This window comes from Streptomyces sp. NPDC058052, from assembly GCF_042885515.1.
Classification (GTDB): Bacteria; Actinomycetota; Actinomycetes; order Streptomycetales; family Streptomycetaceae; genus Streptomyces.
In genome coordinates this window covers 180,981-197,458 of record NZ_JBHVRX010000002.1, presented here as the reverse complement: position 1 = coordinate 197,458, position 16,478 = coordinate 180,981, and the positions used below count along the sequence as shown (strand labels likewise).

Annotated in this window: 18 protein-coding genes; 4 read left to right on the top strand and 14 right to left on the bottom strand. The window is 75.6% G+C overall.

Annotated features, from left to right (window positions below):
* Positions 1-20: 20 nt before the first annotated feature.
* The 3 genes from ACFVU3_RS03490 (at position 21) to ACFVU3_RS03480 (ending at position 4,343) form a co-directional block, all read left to right on the top strand.
* Positions 21-1,049 carry a hydroxyacid dehydrogenase gene (locus ACFVU3_RS03490; protein ID WP_390063271.1) on the top strand — a complete coding sequence of 343 codons (1,029 nt, stop codon included), beginning with the start codon at positions 21-23 and terminating at the stop codon, positions 1,047-1,049.
* A 214-nt stretch (positions 1,050-1,263) separates the two neighbouring features.
* Positions 1,264-3,288 carry a PQQ-binding-like beta-propeller repeat protein gene (locus ACFVU3_RS03485; protein WP_390063269.1) on the top strand — a complete coding sequence of 675 codons (2,025 nt, stop codon included), beginning with the start codon at positions 1,264-1,266 and terminating at the stop codon, positions 3,286-3,288.
* Positions 3,289-3,467: 179 nt separating this feature from the next.
* Positions 3,468-4,343, top strand: a complete 876-nt coding sequence (locus tag ACFVU3_RS03480; RefSeq protein ID WP_390063657.1) for an ROK family protein — start codon at positions 3,468-3,470, stop codon at positions 4,341-4,343.
* 33 nt (positions 4,344-4,376) lie between these two features.
* Here the strand turns inward: ACFVU3_RS03480 and ACFVU3_RS03475 are convergent, their stop codons facing one another.
* Both ACFVU3_RS03475 and ACFVU3_RS03470 read right to left on the bottom strand, forming a co-directional pair.
* Entirely contained in the window at positions 4,377-4,862 is a 486-nt protein-coding gene (locus ACFVU3_RS03475) for a DUF1877 family protein (protein WP_390063268.1), read from the bottom strand.
* Between the two features lie 96 nt (positions 4,863-4,958).
* Positions 4,959-5,384 carry an Imm7 family immunity protein gene (locus ACFVU3_RS03470; RefSeq protein WP_390063266.1) on the bottom strand — a complete coding sequence of 142 codons (426 nt, stop codon included), beginning with the start codon at positions 5,382-5,384 and terminating at the stop codon, positions 4,959-4,961.
* Between the two features lie 119 nt (positions 5,385-5,503).
* Here ACFVU3_RS03470 and ACFVU3_RS03465 point away from each other — a divergent pair, with 119 nt between their 5' ends.
* Positions 5,504-6,100, top strand: a complete 597-nt coding sequence (locus tag ACFVU3_RS03465; protein WP_390063265.1) for a VOC family protein — start codon at positions 5,504-5,506, stop codon at positions 6,098-6,100.
* Positions 6,101-6,116: 16 nt separating this feature from the next.
* On the opposite strand, the gene ACFVU3_RS03460 is transcribed toward ACFVU3_RS03465, so the two are convergent.
* The 12 genes from ACFVU3_RS03460 to ACFVU3_RS03405 all read right to left on the bottom strand — a co-directional run bounded on the left by ACFVU3_RS03460 (position 6,117) and on the right by ACFVU3_RS03405 (position 16,471).
* Positions 6,117-7,121, bottom strand: coding sequence for an NADase-type glycan-binding domain-containing protein (locus tag ACFVU3_RS03460; protein ID WP_390063263.1), 1,005 nt, complete (start codon positions 7,119-7,121; stop codon positions 6,117-6,119).
* A gap of 212 nt (positions 7,122-7,333) precedes the next feature.
* Positions 7,334-7,885, bottom strand: a complete 552-nt coding sequence (locus ACFVU3_RS03455; protein WP_390063261.1) for a phage tail protein — start codon at positions 7,883-7,885, stop codon at positions 7,334-7,336.
* A gap of 5 nt (positions 7,886-7,890) precedes the next feature.
* Positions 7,891-9,861, bottom strand: coding sequence for a putative baseplate assembly protein (locus ACFVU3_RS03450; protein ID WP_390063260.1), 1,971 nt, complete (start codon positions 9,859-9,861; stop codon positions 7,891-7,893).
* On the bottom strand, positions 9,858-10,316 hold the full coding sequence (locus tag ACFVU3_RS03445; protein WP_390063259.1) for a GPW/gp25 family protein: 459 nt from the start codon (positions 10,314-10,316) through the stop codon (positions 9,858-9,860). Before ACFVU3_RS03445 ends, ACFVU3_RS03450 begins: the two co-directional genes overlap by 4 nt.
* Positions 10,317-10,324: 8 nt before the next feature.
* Entirely contained in the window at positions 10,325-10,606 is a 282-nt protein-coding gene (locus tag ACFVU3_RS03440) for a PAAR domain-containing protein (protein WP_390063258.1), read from the bottom strand.
* 19 nt (positions 10,607-10,625) lie between these two features.
* On the bottom strand, positions 10,626-12,470 hold the full coding sequence (locus tag ACFVU3_RS03435; protein ID WP_390063256.1) for a VgrG-related protein: 1,845 nt from the start codon (positions 12,468-12,470) through the stop codon (positions 10,626-10,628).
* A complete protein-coding gene (locus ACFVU3_RS03430; RefSeq protein ID WP_390063254.1) occupies positions 12,470-13,264 on the bottom strand; it encodes a LysM peptidoglycan-binding domain-containing protein in 795 nt (264 codons plus the stop codon). Before ACFVU3_RS03430 ends, ACFVU3_RS03435 begins: the two co-directional genes overlap by 1 nt.
* Positions 13,265-13,268: 4 nt before the next feature.
* Positions 13,269-13,709 carry a phage tail protein gene (locus ACFVU3_RS03425; protein WP_390063252.1) on the bottom strand — a complete coding sequence of 147 codons (441 nt, stop codon included), beginning with the start codon at positions 13,707-13,709 and terminating at the stop codon, positions 13,269-13,271.
* Positions 13,710-13,745: 36 nt separating this feature from the next.
* Positions 13,746-15,434, bottom strand: a complete 1,689-nt coding sequence (locus ACFVU3_RS03420) for a hypothetical protein (protein WP_390063251.1) — start codon at positions 15,432-15,434, stop codon at positions 13,746-13,748.
* 22 nt (positions 15,435-15,456) lie between these two features.
* On the bottom strand, positions 15,457-15,600 hold the full coding sequence (locus ACFVU3_RS03415) for a DUF6760 family protein (protein ID WP_390063249.1): 144 nt from the start codon (positions 15,598-15,600) through the stop codon (positions 15,457-15,459).
* Positions 15,597-16,028 (bottom strand): hypothetical protein, encoded by a 432-nt coding sequence (locus ACFVU3_RS03410; RefSeq protein WP_390063247.1) that lies wholly within the window; start codon positions 16,026-16,028, stop codon positions 15,597-15,599. The genes ACFVU3_RS03415 and ACFVU3_RS03410 overlap by 4 nt, the downstream gene beginning before the upstream one ends.
* Positions 16,028-16,471 (bottom strand): phage tail protein, encoded by a 444-nt coding sequence (locus ACFVU3_RS03405; RefSeq protein WP_150233589.1) that lies wholly within the window; start codon positions 16,469-16,471, stop codon positions 16,028-16,030. Before ACFVU3_RS03405 ends, ACFVU3_RS03410 begins: the two co-directional genes overlap by 1 nt.
* Positions 16,472-16,478 lie beyond the last annotated feature (7 nt).

The following is a 16,478-nucleotide window of genomic DNA, read 5'->3' as shown; positions in this document are numbered from 1 at the left end:
TCACCGTGAGGAACCACCCGATGCCGACCCCGACCCCGGCCTCCGCCCCGCCCGCCCGCCCCCGCGCCCTGTTCGCCATGGCCCGGCGCCACCGCGACACCCTCTTCCCGCCGGCCGTCACCCGCCGCCTGGCCACGTACGTCGACATCGACCCGGACCGCGTCGTGGACGACTTCACCCGGGAGCCCGCCCTCGGCGAGGTGGAACTCCTCATCACCTCCTGGGGATGCCCCGTCCTCGACCGGCGGGCCCTGGCCCGCATGCCCGCCCTCAAGGCCGTCGTGCACGCCGCGGGCAGCGTGAAGCACCACATCACCCGGGAATGCTGGGACCGGGGCCTGCGCGTCTCCTCGGCCGCCGCCGCCAACGCCGTACCCGTCGCCGAGTACACCGTCGCCGCGATCCTCTTCGCCAACAAGCGCGTCCTCGACATCGGCGGCCTCTACCGCGAGCACCGGGCCCCGCTGGACTGGGCCGGCCTCTACCCCGGCTTCGGCAACTACCGCCGCACCGTGGGGATCGTCGGCGCCTCGCTCGTCGGCCGCAAGGTCCTCGAACTGCTGCGCCCCCACGACCTCGACCTCCTCCTCGCGGACCCCCACGCCGACGCGGAGCGCGCCGCCGCCCTCGGCGCCCGCCACGTGGAGCTCGACGAACTGGTCCGCCGCTCCGACGTCGTCTCGCTGCACGCCCCGGCCCTGCCCGAGACCCGCCACCTGATGGACGCGCGCCGGCTCGCCCTCATGCGGGACGGCGCCACCCTCGTCAACACCGCACGGGGTTCCCTCGTCGACACCGACGCCCTCACCGCCGAGGCGGTGACGGGACGGATCCACGCCGTCGTCGACGTCACCGAACCCGAGGTGCTGCCCGCCGCCTCGCCCCTCTACACGCTGCCCAACGTCCTGCTCACCCCGCACATCGCCGGCTCGCTGGGCGGCGAACTCCTCCGCATCTCCGCGGACGTCCTGGACGAGGTCGCGCGCTACGGCTCCGGCGCGCCGTTCGCCCACGCCGTCCACGAAGCGGCCCTGGCGACCTCCGCCTGACGCGGCGCGGGGCGTCCCCGCCGTACGGCCGCCCTCCCTCGTCACGCCCCGCCCCCCCGTACCGTCTCCTGCCTCCCTCGGCACCCGACCACGCCGCGGCGACTCCGGCCCCCTCGTCACGCCCCGCCCCCGCGCCGCCTCCGGCCCCCCTCGTACCCACCCCGGTCCCGCTCGCCCCACTCCCCTCCGCCCGCACGACGACACAGGAGTCCCCATGGAAACCACCCCGTCCTTCGACAGGCGCCGGCTGCTCCGCGCGGGCGGTGCCCTCGGGCTCGCCGCGGCCGCGTCCCCGGCGCTCGCCGCACCGGCCCGGGCCGTGCCCGCCGGGGCGCCCGCACCCGGCACCACGGTCACCGACCTGGGCCCCGCCATCGAGCAGTTCGCGCTGATGAGCGGCCTCCTCGTCGGCGACACCGTCTACATCGGCTCCCGCAACCTCACGCCGACCCAGGTCATCGGCTTCCACCTGCCGAGCCGCCGGGTCGTCACCCGGACCGCCCTCGGCACCGGCCACTCCGTCCAGGCCCTCGCCGCCGACCCCACCGGCCGATACCTGTACGCGGGCGTGCTGACGAAGGCCGACGAGGGGAGGCCGAACCTCTTCCGCTGGGACCTGACCACCCCGGACGTCCCGGCGGTGGGCGTCGGCCGCACCGAGGACCGCGACGTCCGGGAGCTCGCGGTCGCCCCCGACGGCACCGTGTACGCCGTCGGCGGCATCCCGGGGAAGGCGCCCGCGCTGTGGCAGTACGACCCGCGCTCCGGCGCCGTGACCAATCTGGGCGTCCCCGACCCGAAGGCCACCCTCGCCCGGGCCGTCGCCGCCACGGACACGACCGTCTTCTTCGGCGCCGGAAGCACCCTGGCCGGCGGGGACGGCGCCGGCAAGGCATCGCTGTACGCCTACGACCGGGCCGCGGGCACCTTCACCCTCGTCACGCCGGCCGAGATGGAGAAGGACCCCAGCGTCCGCGAACTCGCCGTCCTCGGGGACCGGCTCCTCGTCAGCACCGCCGCCTCGACGGAGCCCGCCAAGCTCGCCGTGATGGACCTCGCCGACCTCTCCTCGTACACGCTCGCGCGCTCCGAGGGCAAGGTGGTCAAGAACCTCACGGCCGACGGCGACCTCGTCCGCTTCGTCACCGAGTCCGGCCTGTACTCGTACGCGCTGAGCACCGGCGTCACCGAGCGGATCGTCTTCGACGGCCCCGAACTCGGCGAGGTCTGGGGCCTCGACCACGCCGGCGGGAGCCTCGCCCTCGTCTCCGGCTACGGATTCGTCGCCGAGATCGACCCCGCCGCCGGCACCTCGGTCGTCACCGACCTCGGCGCGGCGGGCGCCCCCGTCATCCCCCAGACGACCATGGGCATCGCCGCCGACCGGCGCCACGTCTACGTCGGCGGCAACAACGTCATCGCCCGCCACGACCTGCGCACCGGCAAGGTCGTCAACCTCCGCGCCCCCGGCGAGGCGAAGGACGCCGAACTGCTCGACGGCGTCCTCTACACCGGCCAGTACAGCTCGCAGGGCATCTGGGCCTACGACCCCCGAACCGACCCGCAGCCGTACCGGATCGCCTCGTACCCCAGCGAGCAGAACCGCCCCCTCGACGTCTGCTACGACCCCGTGAACGAACTCCTCCTGGTCGGCGTGCAGTCCGACACCGAGGGCGGCGGCTCGCTGTGGACGTTCTCCCCGGCCACGCGCGCCACCTCCGCGCACGTCGACCCGGTCGACGACCTCCAGCTCGTCCGGGCCGTCACCACCCGCGACGGCGTCGCCTACCTCGGCGGCGACAACCCCACCACCCAGGGGACGCGAGGCACGCTCGTCGCCTTCGACCCGGTGGCCGGCCGTGAACTGTGGCGCCTCGACCTCCCGTTCGCCACCGGCGTCGCGGCCCTCGCGGTCCGCCGCCGCCACCTGTACGGACTCACCAGGCGGGGCGGCTTCTTCGTCGTCGACCTCAAGCGCCGGACCCTGATCCACACCGCCGACCACCGCGCCCTCTGCCCCGGCTTCGCCGCCATGGTCACCAGCCGCGGAGTCGTCTACGGCGTCTCCGACACCACGCTCTTCCGCTTCCACCCCGAGACCTTCGCCGTCAGCACGGTCGTCGCGGACATCGACGGCGCCTGGTACAGCGGCCCCCACGTCAACGCCGACAGCCATGGTCGGCTGTACACGATGCGGGGCCACCACCTGGTCCGCGTGGACGACCGCCCGGGATTCTGAGCGCCCGGACACGCCAGGCGCCCCGCCCGCCCCCGCGCGCCCCGACGCGCGCGGGCGGGGCGCCACGCGAAAGGAGACCCGTGAGGTACGTCATCGCCCTCGACGCGAGCGACACCGGGACGAGAGGGGCGCTGATCGCCACGGACGCGGCGACGCCGGACGCGCCGCAGCCTGGACCGGTGTTGCACGCTCTTGCCCTGGACGGGAGTTCGCCCGGCGGACGGGCGCCGGTGGAGCGGTCGCCATGGGGGAGGGCGCTGTACGAGATCCGGCGGCCGCCCATCGGCGGCCGCGCGACCGGTCCTCTCCCGGGGGAACCGCTCCTCCGCCTGGCCGAGGACCTCCGGGCCCACGGCCGCCGGCACTTCGGCGCCGGCGCGGAGGCGGCGGGTCTCGCGACGACGGCGGGCACTGCCGACCCGGGGACGGGGGAGCGCCTGAGCCGCGCGCTCGGCGGAATCCCGGTCGCGCTCGCGGACGGCGTCCGCGCCGCCGGGCTCGCCGAGGGCCGTCTCGGGGCGGGCCGCCCGCGGGACCGCTTCCTGTTCGTGTCCGTGGGCCGGACCATCGGCGGGGCGATCGGCCTCGGCGGCGGCATCGAGCCCGGCGCCGGCCGGGCGGGCGAGATCGGCCACGTCACCGTGCGGCCGGGCGGCCCGCCCTGTGCCTGCGGCCGCTCCGGCTGTCTGGAGACCCTGGCCTCCACCGCCGCGATCACCCGGGCGTGGCGGCGGGCGGGCGGCCGTCCCGGGGCCGACGCCCTCGCGTGCGCCCGGGCCGTCGAGGCCGGCGACGCGTCCGCGGCCCGCGTCTGGCGGGAGGCCGTCGACGCCCTGGCCGACGCGCTCATCACGGCGCTCACGATCCTGGACCCGGGCACGCTCCTCATCGGCGGCGCGCTCGCCACGACGGGAGACACCCTCCTCGTCCCCCTGCGCGAGGCGGTGACGGAACGCCTCACCTTCCAGCGGCGTCCCGTCGTGGCCGCGTCCCGCCTCGGGGACACGGCCGCCTGCCTGGGGGCGGCGCTCCTGGCCCGCGACCTCGTCACGTGACCGTGCGGACCGCGGGGACGCGCGCCCGAGGTCTCAGGCCCAGACGACCTTGACCACCGCGTGGCCCGCCGACGCCGCCCGGCCGTAGAAGCCTCGCAGCGACGTGTGGTGTTCGAGGAACTCCTGTCTGGCACAGCCGCGGGCCTCGAACCCGGCACCGGCGACGTCCCACAGGGCGTCGAAGGAGACGGTCGCGAGGAAACGCGCGGCCTGGGACACGCCGGGCGGTTCCAGGAGCATCATCGGGGGATCGGAGGGGTCGGCGTCGGCGCTGTCCGGCACGGGGCGCCCGCCGTAGACCGGCAGGGTCCAGGGCTCGCCGGGGTCCGTGTCCAGGGTCCCGGCGGCCGCGTAGAACTCGTGGACAGAGCCCCAGATCTTGTCGATGGAGTCGGTGATGCCCGCCGCGTACTCCTCCTCGTGGACGTCCCATGCGTCGGACATGAACCCGGCGAGCCAGGTGTGGTCGTCGTGGATCTCGGACTCGGCGACGGCGCGGAAGTGCAGGTGGATGCTCACGGCGAGGGTTCCCCGGTTCGGCGGCCCGTCCGTCGGGCCGAACGGAGGGAACCTACTCGACGGCACCGACAGCCGCCGGGTCCGCTCCGCGGACGGTCACTCCGGGCGCCGGCCGTCGCGGTCGCCGAAGCCGCCGAAGGGATCCTCCAACTCCGGGACGCACGGGGACAACAGCGTCTCCGTGTGCTGGGTGACCGCGCCGCGCGCGAGCCTGAACACGCGCACCTCGTTCTCGTGGCCCGGGTCCTCGTCGTCGCGGACGTGCAGCAGACCGTAGGAACCGGGTGCCACCGCGCCGACGTGCTCGAACAGCCGGAGGACCTCCGCGGACGAGCGGTGGTTGGCGTTGCCGCCCAGGTGGAGGAACGGCTCGCCGTTCATCCACCGGAGGTCCAGGAGGTACGGGTCGGCCATCCCGGCGATGCGCAGCCGGAGCCCGTCGACGATCCGCCGCAGCCGCGCGTCGTCGTCGTCGACGGTCGCGGTCTCCCTGATCGTGACCCACCCGTGGTACTCGAACACCCCGCGATCCTACGCGGCCGGGCCCCGCGAGCCGCCGGGATCGCCCGGTCCGCGGGACGGCGCCGGATTCCGCGGCCACAATGGACCGGCCACGTGTCCGACGGCCGAGGGGGAGAAGGATGCTGACCGGGATCGTGATCGACGCGGTGGACGTCGCGCGCATGGAGGACTTCTGGGGGAGTGCGACGCGGGGCCTGACGGGCGGGCTGCGGCTGCGGTTCGCGCAGGCCGCCGAGCCGAAGGCGGTGGGGCACAAGAACCGGCTCCATCTGGACCTGGCCGGAGGGCCGGACTGGGAGACCGAGGTCGCCCGCCTGCTCGCCCTCGGCGCGCGGCGGACCGACATCGGGCAGGGGGACGTCCCGTGGGACGTGCTGGCCGACCCGGAGGGCAACGAGTTCTGCCTCCTGCGTCCAGGCCACCCCGGCGTCCTCGCCGACTCCGGTCTCGTCGCGATCTGCCTCGACGTCGCCGAGGAACACCGCCCCGCCCAATCCGCCTTCTGGGAGGCGCAGTCCGGCTGGCACGCCGCCGAGCACCACGACGGGGGCGTCCGGCTGCGACGGCATCCCGCCGCCACCGTCTCGCTGGTGATGGGCCCGCCCGCCGCACCGAAGTCCGGCCGGAACCGGCTGCGCCTGGAGGTCGCCCGACACGGCGAGGAATCCGGCGAGTCCGTCGACGCCGCGGGGAACGAGTTCCACCGCACGCGCTGAACGCCGGCGGTCGGGCTCAGCCGCGGTGGCCGAAGAACTCGACCTCGGCCAGGGCCAGGTGGCGGCCGCGGGCCGAGCCGTAGGCGGTCTCGGGGGTGATGCGGACGTGGGTCACCCCGGAGCCGCGGAGGGTGAAGGTCTGCTGGCCCGGCTGGTCCTTGAGCGTGATGCGGCGGGTCTGGGCGTCGCCGTCGGCCGAGACGACCTCCACCAGCAGCCGCGCGGGGCGCGCCTGGGTCAGGAACTCGTCCTTCTTCGCCGACGTGCCCGCGAAGACCACCAGCTTCGTCACCCGGACCCCCGGCGGATCGAAGTCCGCCTCCAGGGTCGCGCCGGTGGCCGGCGCCGCCCAGTAGCGGTTGCTGAAGCCGTCGAAGGCCGCGCTCGCCGGATGGTCCTCGACGGACCGGGAGGCGCGTACGGCCGACGGCGGGAGCGCCTCGGGCGGGCTCGTCTCCTCCCGTGCCAGGCCGAGCAGGCGTCCGGCGTGCGGCAGTCCGAACCAGACGCCGACGGCGAGGAGGACGAGGACCAGCGGCAGCACGATCCGGGGCCTGCGCCGGGAGCGGCGCGGACGGGTGCCCGCCACGGGCGCCTGCCGTCGCCCGCGGCGCGGCAGCCGGCGCCACCACGGTGGCGGGGCCTCCGGTGCCGGGCCCGGGGCCAGCGGCAGCGCGCACCGTACGCACAGGGTGCGGTCGGTCTCGTTCGCCGTGCCGCACCCGGTGCAGCGGACGGTCGGGGCGGGTGGCGCCGGCGCGGCCGCGTCGGGGGCCGGGCGAGGGGTCTCGGGCGTCGGTCCCGGCACCGGCGCGTCGGTCTCCGCGCCGGGCCGCCGCGGCCCCGCCGCCTCCGGCCCCTCCGCCGGCGCCACCACCGGGGGTGCGACGGTCGGTGGCACGGGTGGCCGCACGGCCGGCTGCGCGGGCGGCGCCTGCGAGGGGATCGCCGGAAGGACGACCGGCGGCACCGGGCGTGCGACGGGCGCCGGAGCGGGCGGTGCCACGACCGGCGGTGCCACGACCGGAGGGTGCGCGACCGGCGGCGCCGGCTGCGCGGATCCCGCGCCCGCGCCCGTACCCGCACCGGCCTCCGTACCCGATCCCGTACCGGAACCGCCCCTTAGACCCGGGTCCGGCCCGCCGGCGTCCTCGCCCTCCCAGTCCAGGAACGCCCCGCAGGAGGCGCAGAACGGGGTTCCCGGGGTGTTCCGCTGGCCGCACGTCGGGCAGGTCATCTCGTACCCCCGGGGATGAGTTCCAGCGTGAAGCCGACGTGGGCGGGGAGCTCCGCGGTGATCAGCTCCTCCAGGCGGGACCGGTTGGCCCGGGCCGGGTCCGGGACGGTGAGCCGGACCGTGACCCAGGGGCGGCGGCTGCCGGGGAGAGGGGTGCCCGGGGTGGGGGACCAGACCGTGCCGCCGCTCTCGGTGAGCGCGACCCGCGCGCCGCCCGTCTCCAGGCGGAGCGCCTCCGCGAGGCCGTGGAGGGTGCCGCGGGCCCGGTGGCGGTCCACGGCGCCGAGGACGGCCGCGCGACGGCGGTCCGGGGGGCTGTCCTCGTGGGGTTCGACGGCCACCCAGCCGGCCAGCCAGTCGAGGAAGTCCTCGGGAGCGGTGCGCGGGTCGAGGTGGGCGGGCAGGTTGTCCAGGCTCAGGAGCACCGGCGCCAGGACCTCGTCGAGCGCGCCGAGGAAGCGGGCGAGGAAGTCGTGTTCCAGGTAGACGGCGGGGAGCAGGTCGATGAGCGGGTGCGGGTTCGGCAGCCCGGGGACGTCGGTGCGCACGGCGGTCAGACCTCCCGGACCCGCAGCTGGTGCTCGTACGAGAAGACGAGGGCGTGCCGGTCGAGGGGGATCCGTCCGTCGGGGACCTCGGTGCGCTGCCCGGTGACGGGGTCGGCACGGTAGAGGCGCACGTCGTCGACGAGGTCGACGCCGGGGACCCGCTGGAGCACCGCGTACGCCTCGCCGGTCTGGACCGGGCGGCCGAAGGGCCAGCCGTCGCCGGCGGGACCGCCGTTGAGGGCGTTGAAGTAGCCGTCGAGGGCCGCGAGCGCCTTCTCCCGGACGCGTTCGGCGGTGGCGCCGCGGCTCGCCTGCACGGTCGCGACGAAGGTGACGCCCTGGTAGAACGGCGGCTCGACGACCAGCCGGGCCCCGACGGGCCGCCGGGCCTCCAGGTGCTCCGCGATCCGCTGGAGGGTGCGCGGCGGGGGGATCAGCTCGTCGAAGGCGATCCGGCCGCGGGTGTCGCCGCGCCCGGACGGGACGACGAGCAGCCGGACGCCCGCCTCACCGTCCTCGGGGACGCAGTGCACACGGGCCGCGTCCGGGGCGACCTGGCGGGCGAGGAGCTCGTAGTCGCGCGGCACGACGGCCCGCTGGAGCGTCCGCAGGGTGAGCGGGCCGCGGATCCGGGCGCTGTCGACGGTCTCGCCGTCGACGCCGCCCAGCGCCGGGCGGCGGTTCTCGACGCGCGCCACGAACGGCACGGTGCTCCGCAGGACGCGGAGGGTGGAGCGCGCCACGTTGCCGCGGAGGCCGCCCCCCGTGCGGTAGGCGCGCACCCGGACGGTCGCGCCCTTCGGCAGGATCTTGCCGAAGTTCCGTACGGTGCCGTCCCGTTCGCGGACGGCCGGACCGAACTCGACGCGGCCCGTGCCCTCGTCGAGGGTGAAGTGGCGGTCCTCGGGGCCGGAGTGGGCGAAGTCGTCGACCCGGGTCCAGGGCGCCTCGGCGTCGTCGTCGGCGTCGGGTGCGACGACCTCCAGGGTGAACTCGCCGGGGACCACCGGCGGCCGGTCGACGGTGAAGGACTGCCCGGCCACCCCTTCGGCCGTCCCCAGGACCTCGTCCGTGATCCGCTCGGCGTGCTCCGCCGCGACCGTCGCCCCGATGGTGAAGGCCGTGATCCCGCGGACCACCGGTGGCGCCACGTACGTCGGCTGGTCGGAGGCCGCCGCCACGAGCCGGCAGCGCAGCCAGCCGCCGGGGCGGCGCACGATGCTCAGCGCGGTGTGCGTCGCCGGCAGGTGCAGGATGAGCTCGCCGGACCGGTTGAAGCCGCCCGTGTCGTCCTTCTCGACCTCGCAGGCCGCCCAGCGCTGCCCGTCCCACGCCTCCCACGCGAGCGGCGGGCGCAGCGGGTCGACGCCCACGCCCTGCACGTCGCAGTCGAGGCGCAGCACCACGACGCCGGCGGGGACGGCTGTCGACAGGCCCACGTAGAGGGCGTCGCCGGCGGCGGGCGGGGAGGAGAAGCAGGGGACGTCACGGCCGAGGGCCAGGTCCGCGGTGCGGTCCACCGGGTCGGCGCCCGGGCCCGTCCCGGCACCCGTCGCCGGCAGGGTCGCCAGCGCCGCGTACGCGCACGGCACGATCGTCAGGTCGCGGACGGTGCCGAAGACCACGGCCGGTTCGGTCTCCGTGCGGACCGTCGCCACCTCGGTGCCGGCCCGCACGGAGACCGGCTCCGGCTGCGGCGCCGAGAGGCGGAACGTGACGTCGGTGCCGGCGGCGGTCGGCGGATGGAGCCGTACGCCGATGAGGTCCAGGAAGGTGCGGTAGTTCTTCTCCGGCACCCGGTTCACCCGGTAGACGAGCTGGTCGACCATGGTCGCGAACGCCTCGATGAGGGTGACGCCCGGGTCGGACACGTTGTGGTCGGTCCACTCCGGGCAGCGCCGCTGCACCAGCCGTTTGGCCTCGTCCACCAGGCTCTGGAAGTGCCGGTCGTCCAGATGGGGGCTGGGCAGGGTCATGAGCGGTCCTCCTCAGGACCGCCGGACCCGGACGTCCCCGGGGCCGGCGGCAGGGCGGTGTCGTGGCGCGGGATCACATAGAACGGAAACACCAGGTTCCGGGGGTCGTTGGCGCCGCGCACGGTGTAGCCGATGTCGATGTACAGCACGCCGTTGTCGACCTCGTCGAAGCGGACCGCGACCTCCGTCACCTCGATCCGGGGCTCCCACCGTTCCAGCGCGAGCCGCACCTCGTACGCGAGCTGTCCGGCCGTGCCGGCGTCGGCGGGCGCGAACACGTAGTCGTTGACCGCGCAGCCGAACTCGGGCCGCATCGGCCGCTCCCCGGGCGAGGTCGCGAGGATCAGCCGGATCGACTCCTCCAGCTCGCGCTCGCCCCGGACGAGCGCGATCGACCCGGTCGCGTCCGTGCGCGGCGGGAAGGCCCAGCCCGCGCCGATGAACTCCTGGCCCATGGTTCCCCTCAGCCTCCGATCAGCACCGACGAGCAGCCCGACACGACCGCCGAGCCGCAGCCGGACAGGTCACCGACCCGGGCGGCCGGGCGGCCGCCGATCAGCACGGTGGTGGAGCCGGGCGGCGCGAGCGCCGACGGCGGATGCGCCGCCGGCGACGCGCACTGGTGCGCGGTGCCGACGGTGGCGGCGGGCTGTCCGCCGATGAGGACCGACGACACCCCGGGGGGACCGATCACCCCGGGGTGCGCGGTCGGGTCGCCGACCCGCGCGGCCGCTGCCTGTGTCATGAGTCTCCCCCCGTGCCCATCAGTTGATCTTCACCAGGGGGGCGCTGACGGAGAGCGTCGTGCCGCCCTTCAGCTCCGTGCGCTGGGTGCCGTCCACCGTGACCGTGGCCCCCTGGACGTCGAGCGCGCCCCCGGTCGCCAGCCGCACCGCACCCTGACCGCCGTCCACCCGCACCCCCTGACGTGCCGTCACCGACACGCTGTCACCGCTGAGTTCGAGGGCACCGCGCCCGGCGGCGACGCTGACCCCGCCCGTGGCCGTGATCGACACCTTCTCCTTCGCGGTGATCCGCACCGACCCGTCGCTGCCGATCGTGACGGCCGTCCCCGCCTGGTCCAGGTCGATCGTCAGCTTCCCGTCGCCGGTGCGCAGCCTGACGCCCTGCGCCCCGCCCGCCGCGTCGAGCAGTTCGAGCTTGTGCCCGCCCTTGGAGGCGAAGGCCCGCCGGTCCACCGCCCCGGACGTCGGATCCACGGCACCGCCCCCGGACGGACGGTCCTGGCCGTTGTAGAGCCCGCCCAGCACGTACGGCCGGTCGAGGCGCCCCAGCTCGAATCCGACCACCACCTCGTCCCCGACCTCCGGGATGTACGGCTCGCCGCCGCCCGTCCCGGCCGCCTGCGCGGTCCGCGCCCAGTCGCTCGCGTACTCGTCCGACAGCCACGGGAACGTCACCTTCACCCGGCCCGAACCCTCCGGGTCCTGCGTGTCCGTCACCGTCGCGTTGACGAGGCCACCGGACCGGTGCGCCGCGGCGGCCGGCCCCCCGCCCGTGAGGCCGAGGAGGGAGCGCTCCTGCTGCCCGGAGACCGTGATCCACGTCTCGTACCCGCGCAGCGCGTCGAAGACGTGCCGCGAGGAGGTGACCGTGTACCGGCCCTCGAACGGCGCCCCCACCGCGTTGAGCGCCACCGCCGAGCCCGCCCGCACCTCCGGGTTCCCCCGGATCACCGCCTCCAGCTCCGCGAACGAGCCCGCGATCCGCTCCGCGAGCGCCTTCGCCGCCCGGTCCACCCGCTCCTGCGTGCCGTACCCGCCGTCCGTCACCACGTGCCGGGCCTCCCCGAACGGCGCCGTCACCTGCGCCGCCGTCATCCCCAGCGCCAGCGTCGACGACGTCCCCGCCGGCGCCCGGCCCACCAGGGCCCGCTTCCCCCGCACGTCCCAGCCCCGCACCTCCACCTCGGAGACCTGCTCGGCCGCCGACACCGACGCCCGGCAGCGCAGCAGGTTCGCCCCGCGCTCCAGGACCAGCGGGTCCCGGTCCGCGCGCGCCGACGCGTCCGGCGCCCCGCCCGCCTCGGCCGGCCGCACCACGTGCAGCTGCCCGTCCCGCACGTACGCCTGCGCCCCCGCCTCCTCGGCGAGGCCGCGCACGAACTCCCAGTCGCTGACGTTGGCCTGCGCCACGTGGTCGAGGACCGGGCCGGCCACGTCGACCGTGCCCGGCTTCAGACCGGCCCGCTGCGCGACCTGGGCGACGATGTCGGACAGCGTCATGTTCTGGTAGCCGGCCACCCGCGCCCCGCGCAGCAGCCGGTACGTCTCGTCGAGCCCGCGCACCACCGTGAACGTGCCCGACTCGTCCAGCTCCAGTTCGAGCGCCGTCACCACCCCGGTGAGCAGCGGCTGCGGCTCCGTGCCGCCACCGCCCCGCGCGAGCAGCCGGATCTCCGCGCCGACCGCGATCCCGCCCTGCGCGAGCAGCGTGCGGTCCGGGTCCCGGAACCGCAGCAGGAACAGGTCGGGCAGCGTCCGGCTGTCGTCGACGTACCCCTCCACCAGCGTGTTCATCAGCCGTGCCGGCAGCGGACCGCCCGCGACCTCGACGACGAGCGCCGACGCCACGCCCGGCGGCGCCATCAGCGCCCACCCCCCGAGGACGGCGCCTCGCGCAGCCGGCCCAGCTCGTCGGGGGCGGGCAGCAGCAGCCGGGTGCCCGGCGCCAGCCGCAGCGGGTCGTCGATGCCGTTGGCCTCCGCGATCACCCGCCAGGCCGCCGGATCGCCGTACTCGCGCTGCGCGAGCGACGGCAGCGAGTCCCCGGCGGCCACCCGGTGCGTCCGGCGGGCGGTGAGCGCCCCCGACGTCGGGTTCTGCCCGGGCGTCTCCCCGCTGATCTCCTCCATCGTCACCAGGCAGACCGCCCGGATCGGCACGCCCGACGTCGTGAACAGCGTGTACTTCGCCTGCACCTGGCTCACGTAGCCGGGGAATCCGGTCAGCCCGCCCCAGTGGAACACCACCCACGGCGGCGACGACCGCTGCTGCTGCCGGGTCTCGCTCGTCGGCACGCAGCACGCGAACAGCTGCTCCACCGAGGTCACCACCCGGGTGTCCTGGGTGTCGCTCGCGTCGAAGAACATCTCCACCGTCAGCTTGCTCGGCTGCGGGCCCTGGTACTCCGGCGGCCCCGCGCTCTTCGCGCCCTTCGCCGGCGTCCGCTTCCACGCCGCCGCCTTGGTGAGGCTCAGCTCCTTCGGGTTGAACTGGAAGTCGATCCGACCGCACGGCGCCCCGGGCGTCAGCCCGCCGCCCGACGGCGGCGTCCGCAGTTCCAGATAGGCGTGCTCCAGCTTGGGCCGGGCGGAGCCGCCCTTGGCGGCGGACGCGACGCCGGACGTGCCGGCCGCGCTGAACGCGATCGGGGCGCTCATGCCGTCAGCCCTCCATCACATAGCCGTGGTGGGCGATCTCGATCGTCTCGATCGCCACCTTCGGCGACTCGGGAGTGAAAGAGGGCCCGGTCCACCGCACCGGCACCACTTCGAGGAGCCCCCACTGCGCCACCGTGCGCCCGTCCCCGGTCCGCGCCTCGATGTGGGCGGTCTTGCGGGTGAAGCCCGTCGTCATGCCGGCGAACCAGCGCGCCACCTTCTCGGTCTCCCGGGTGAGCGGGCGCGACAGCTTCACGTTCGCGTACTTGAGGCGGGTCGGCAGCTGCCAGACGTGCGTGTTGTTGCCGCCCTCCTCGCGCGTCTCCAGGACCACCTCGCAGCCCAGGCCCTCGCAGGTGTTGAAGGACCCGAGTTCGATGTCGTCGATGGTGACGACGAAGCAGACGCTGACGGCGGGTTCGTCGTTCTGGGCGGGGGTGGCCATGGGGTCGCTCCTTCCGGTGTTCGATGCCTCGCCCGGTCAGAACCGGGTGTCGATGAGCCGTCCGGCCCGCTCGCGCTCCAGCCGCAGCTCGGCCTTGAAGAGCCGGGCGAGCGGCGGGTACAGGGCGCGCACGAACTCGTCGGTGACGGGGGGAGTGCCGGGTGCGGCACCGGAGCCGGCGGAGACGGTTCCCGTGCCGCCCGCGGCCGGGGACCCGTCGGGGCCGGGTGCGGGGTCCGCGCCGGGGTCCGGATCCGGTACGGAATCGGGCTCGGCGGCCCCGCCGTCCTCCGGCGGTGGGGGAGGAGGTTCCTCGGTGGCGACCTCGCGCTGGACGAAGGGGGCCGCGGACCGGCGTACGGGCGGCGGCGGTGCGAAGACCACGCTTCCGTCGGCCATGCGCTGGGCGATCCCGGCCGCGACGGCCACGTCCCCGGCGTCCCGCGGCGGCGCGGGGACCTCCGGAGCGGGGCGTCCGGCCGGCCGCCCGGCGGGACCCGCCGAGGCCCGCTGGACGGCTGCGGCTGCGGGTGCGGGTGCGGCTGCGGGTACGGGTGTGAGGGCGGGGGCCGCGGGCGCCTGTGTCCGGCGCTGGACGGCGGGCGTCTCCCACCGCACGGGGACGGCGGGCGCGGAGGCGGACCCCGGGGCGGAAGCCGCTCCGGGGACGGTCGCGCCCGGTCCCGGCTCGGAGGACACGGTACGCAGGACCAGGGGCCGGTCGGCGAGGAGCGGCGCCACCGGCTCGGGCGCGGGCGCGGGCTCCGGCGCCGGTGCGGGGAGCGGGGGCGGCGTGCCTTCGGCCGGTACGGGGGCGGGCGCGGGGGTCGGGGCGGAGGCGTGGGCCACGCGCTGGGCCGTCGGCGGGAGTGCGGCGAGCGGCGCTCCGAGGCCGGGGGCACGCCACGGGGGCGGTGACGCTCCGGGAGCCGGCGAGGGCGCCGGTGCCGGGGCCGGGGCCGTTCCGGCAGGCGGGAGGGAGCGCTGGACCGGGGGCGGGGCGGGATCCGGGGTGCTGTCGGGGGCGGCGTCCGGCGACGGGGTGTCCAGGAGCGGCCGCTCGCCGACCAGCGGGCGTACGGAGGGCTCGGGGGCGGCCTCGGCGGCCCCGGTCCCTGCGGAGTCGGTGGCGCCGGAGCCCTCGGTCGCGGCGGCGGGGAGCTCCTCCGGGCCGGTGGTCTCCGTGACCTCCGCGGCCTCCGTGACCTCCGTGCTCTCCTGGGGTTCGCGCGTCCGCTGGACCGCGGGCGGGGCAGACATGTCCGGTGCGGGCGGGGAAGGGTGACGGGAGGGGGCGGAGGTCGTCCGCTGCACGGGGCCCGCCGACCGGGGCGGCCCGCCGACGGGGGACGTCACCGCCGGCAGCCCGGGGGCGGGGGCGCCGGCCACCGGGGACCCCGACGGCGCCGCCCCGCCGCGTACGGGGAACTCCACCAGCGACCGCTGGACGGGCGTCGTCACGCCCTGGACCAGGCCGCCGGGCGCCTCCGCGCTGACCAGGTGGCCCAGGGGCGTGGAGAGCGCGGTCGGCTGCCGGGTCGGCAGCCCGCGCTCGAAGGCGGACGGGTCCGTGACGAGCGTCGGTGCTCCCAGCGTGCGCTGGATCGGAGGGAGTTCGACGACGTCGAACCGGTCCTCGCGGGAGGCGGACGCCGGAACCGGCGCGGGCGTGTCCGCCGGGCGCTCCGCCCCCCGCCCGCCGCGCAGCCAGGACAGCAGTCCCATCGTTCCGCTCCCTCCCCGTCGGTCATCCTCCGCCGAGGCGGGCCACATGGGCGACGAACCTCTGACGTTCCGCGTGCTCCAGGTCGAGGAGCTGATCCAGTGGCCAGTGGAAGTGGTAGGCGAGGTACGCGACCTCCTCGTACAGCTGGTCGGCCGCGTACGTCACGATTCCCCCAGGCGCCCACCGGCGAGATCCACCGCGAACTCCTCCTGGCAGGACGGACAGGTGACGGCGGCGCGGGTGTGCCCCTCGGCGTTGATCCGCCGGTAGAAGTCCTGGAGGAAGGCCAGGTCCGAGGCGAACAGGTCCTCGACGACGCCGGGGTGGATGTCGTCGACCGCGCCGATCCGGGTCACCACGCGGGAGATGAGCACCACCGACAGGTACGCGGAGTTCTCCCTGACCCGGTCGTCCCGCAGCGGCACCAGCTCGTCGCGGGCGGTCGCGAGCCGCATGACGCCGTCGCGGTGGACGGTGCCGTGCTCGTCGACGTACCCGCGGGGCAGACGGAACGGGAACTCGGTCCGCAGTCCCGCTCCGGCGCCGTCGCCCTGGTCGGCGTGGGACGGCGCGGCCGCCGTCGTCCGCCGCATCAGTCGACTTCCATGCTCTCGTAGGTGATGACGAGCTTCTCCGTCAGGACGGAGGTGTCGCCGGCCTTGAGCGCGCCGATCTCCAGCGACTTGGGCCAGGCGTTGATCAGCTTGTACCGCTTGATGGGGAGGCCCTCGTAGTCGTAGACGATGATCGCGCCGTTGCGGCGCGCGTCGCTCATCCGGCCGAACCGCGAGTCCTTGATCCACCGCTCGAAGCTGTTGTCCTCGGTGAGGCCGCGGGACACCGTGACCTCGCCCGCCTTGGGCCGGCCGGGCAGCTTCTTGATGGCGTACTTGCCGTCGGCGGTGTTCTGCTTGAGCTCGATGACGTCCTGCTCCATCTTCAGGCCGCTGACCTCGGTGATCTGCCTGATGATGACGCTGTCGAACTCCAGGCCGAAGGAGTGTCCGACGGAACTGTCGAGATCGGGAAGGGGCACGAGAGAC

What these genes read in the sequence shown, in the direction of transcription:
- ACFVU3_RS03420 (WP_390063251.1), bottom strand. Translation starts at nt 15,434, where the DNA reads ATGGGACTGCTGTCCTGGCTGCGCGGCGGGCGGGGGGCGGAGCGCCCG.
- ACFVU3_RS03490 (WP_390063271.1), top strand. Translation starts at nt 21, where the DNA reads ATGCCGACCCCGACCCCGGCCTCCGCCCCGCCCGCCCGCCCCCGCGCC.
- ACFVU3_RS03485 (WP_390063269.1), top strand. Translation starts at nt 1,264, where the DNA reads ATGGAAACCACCCCGTCCTTCGACAGGCGCCGGCTGCTCCGCGCGGGC.
- ACFVU3_RS03445 (WP_390063259.1), bottom strand. Translation starts at nt 10,316, where the DNA reads ATGGGCCAGGAGTTCATCGGCGCGGGCTGGGCCTTCCCGCCGCGCACG.
- ACFVU3_RS03435 (WP_390063256.1), bottom strand. Translation starts at nt 12,470, where the DNA reads ATGGCGCCGCCGGGCGTGGCGTCGGCGCTCGTCGTCGAGGTCGCGGGC.
- ACFVU3_RS03465 (WP_390063265.1), top strand. Translation starts at nt 5,504, where the DNA reads ATGCTGACCGGGATCGTGATCGACGCGGTGGACGTCGCGCGCATGGAG.
- ACFVU3_RS03430 (WP_390063254.1), bottom strand. Translation starts at nt 13,264, where the DNA reads ATGAGCGCCCCGATCGCGTTCAGCGCGGCCGGCACGTCCGGCGTCGCG.
- ACFVU3_RS03450 (WP_390063260.1), bottom strand. Translation starts at nt 9,861, where the DNA reads ATGACCCTGCCCAGCCCCCATCTGGACGACCGGCACTTCCAGAGCCTG.
- ACFVU3_RS03425 (WP_390063252.1), bottom strand. Translation starts at nt 13,709, where the DNA reads ATGGCCACCCCCGCCCAGAACGACGAACCCGCCGTCAGCGTCTGCTTC.
- ACFVU3_RS03440 (WP_390063258.1), bottom strand. Translation starts at nt 10,606, where the DNA reads ATGACACAGGCAGCGGCCGCGCGGGTCGGCGACCCGACCGCGCACCCC.
- ACFVU3_RS03410 (WP_390063247.1), bottom strand. Translation starts at nt 16,028, where the DNA reads ATGCGGCGGACGACGGCGGCCGCGCCGTCCCACGCCGACCAGGGCGAC.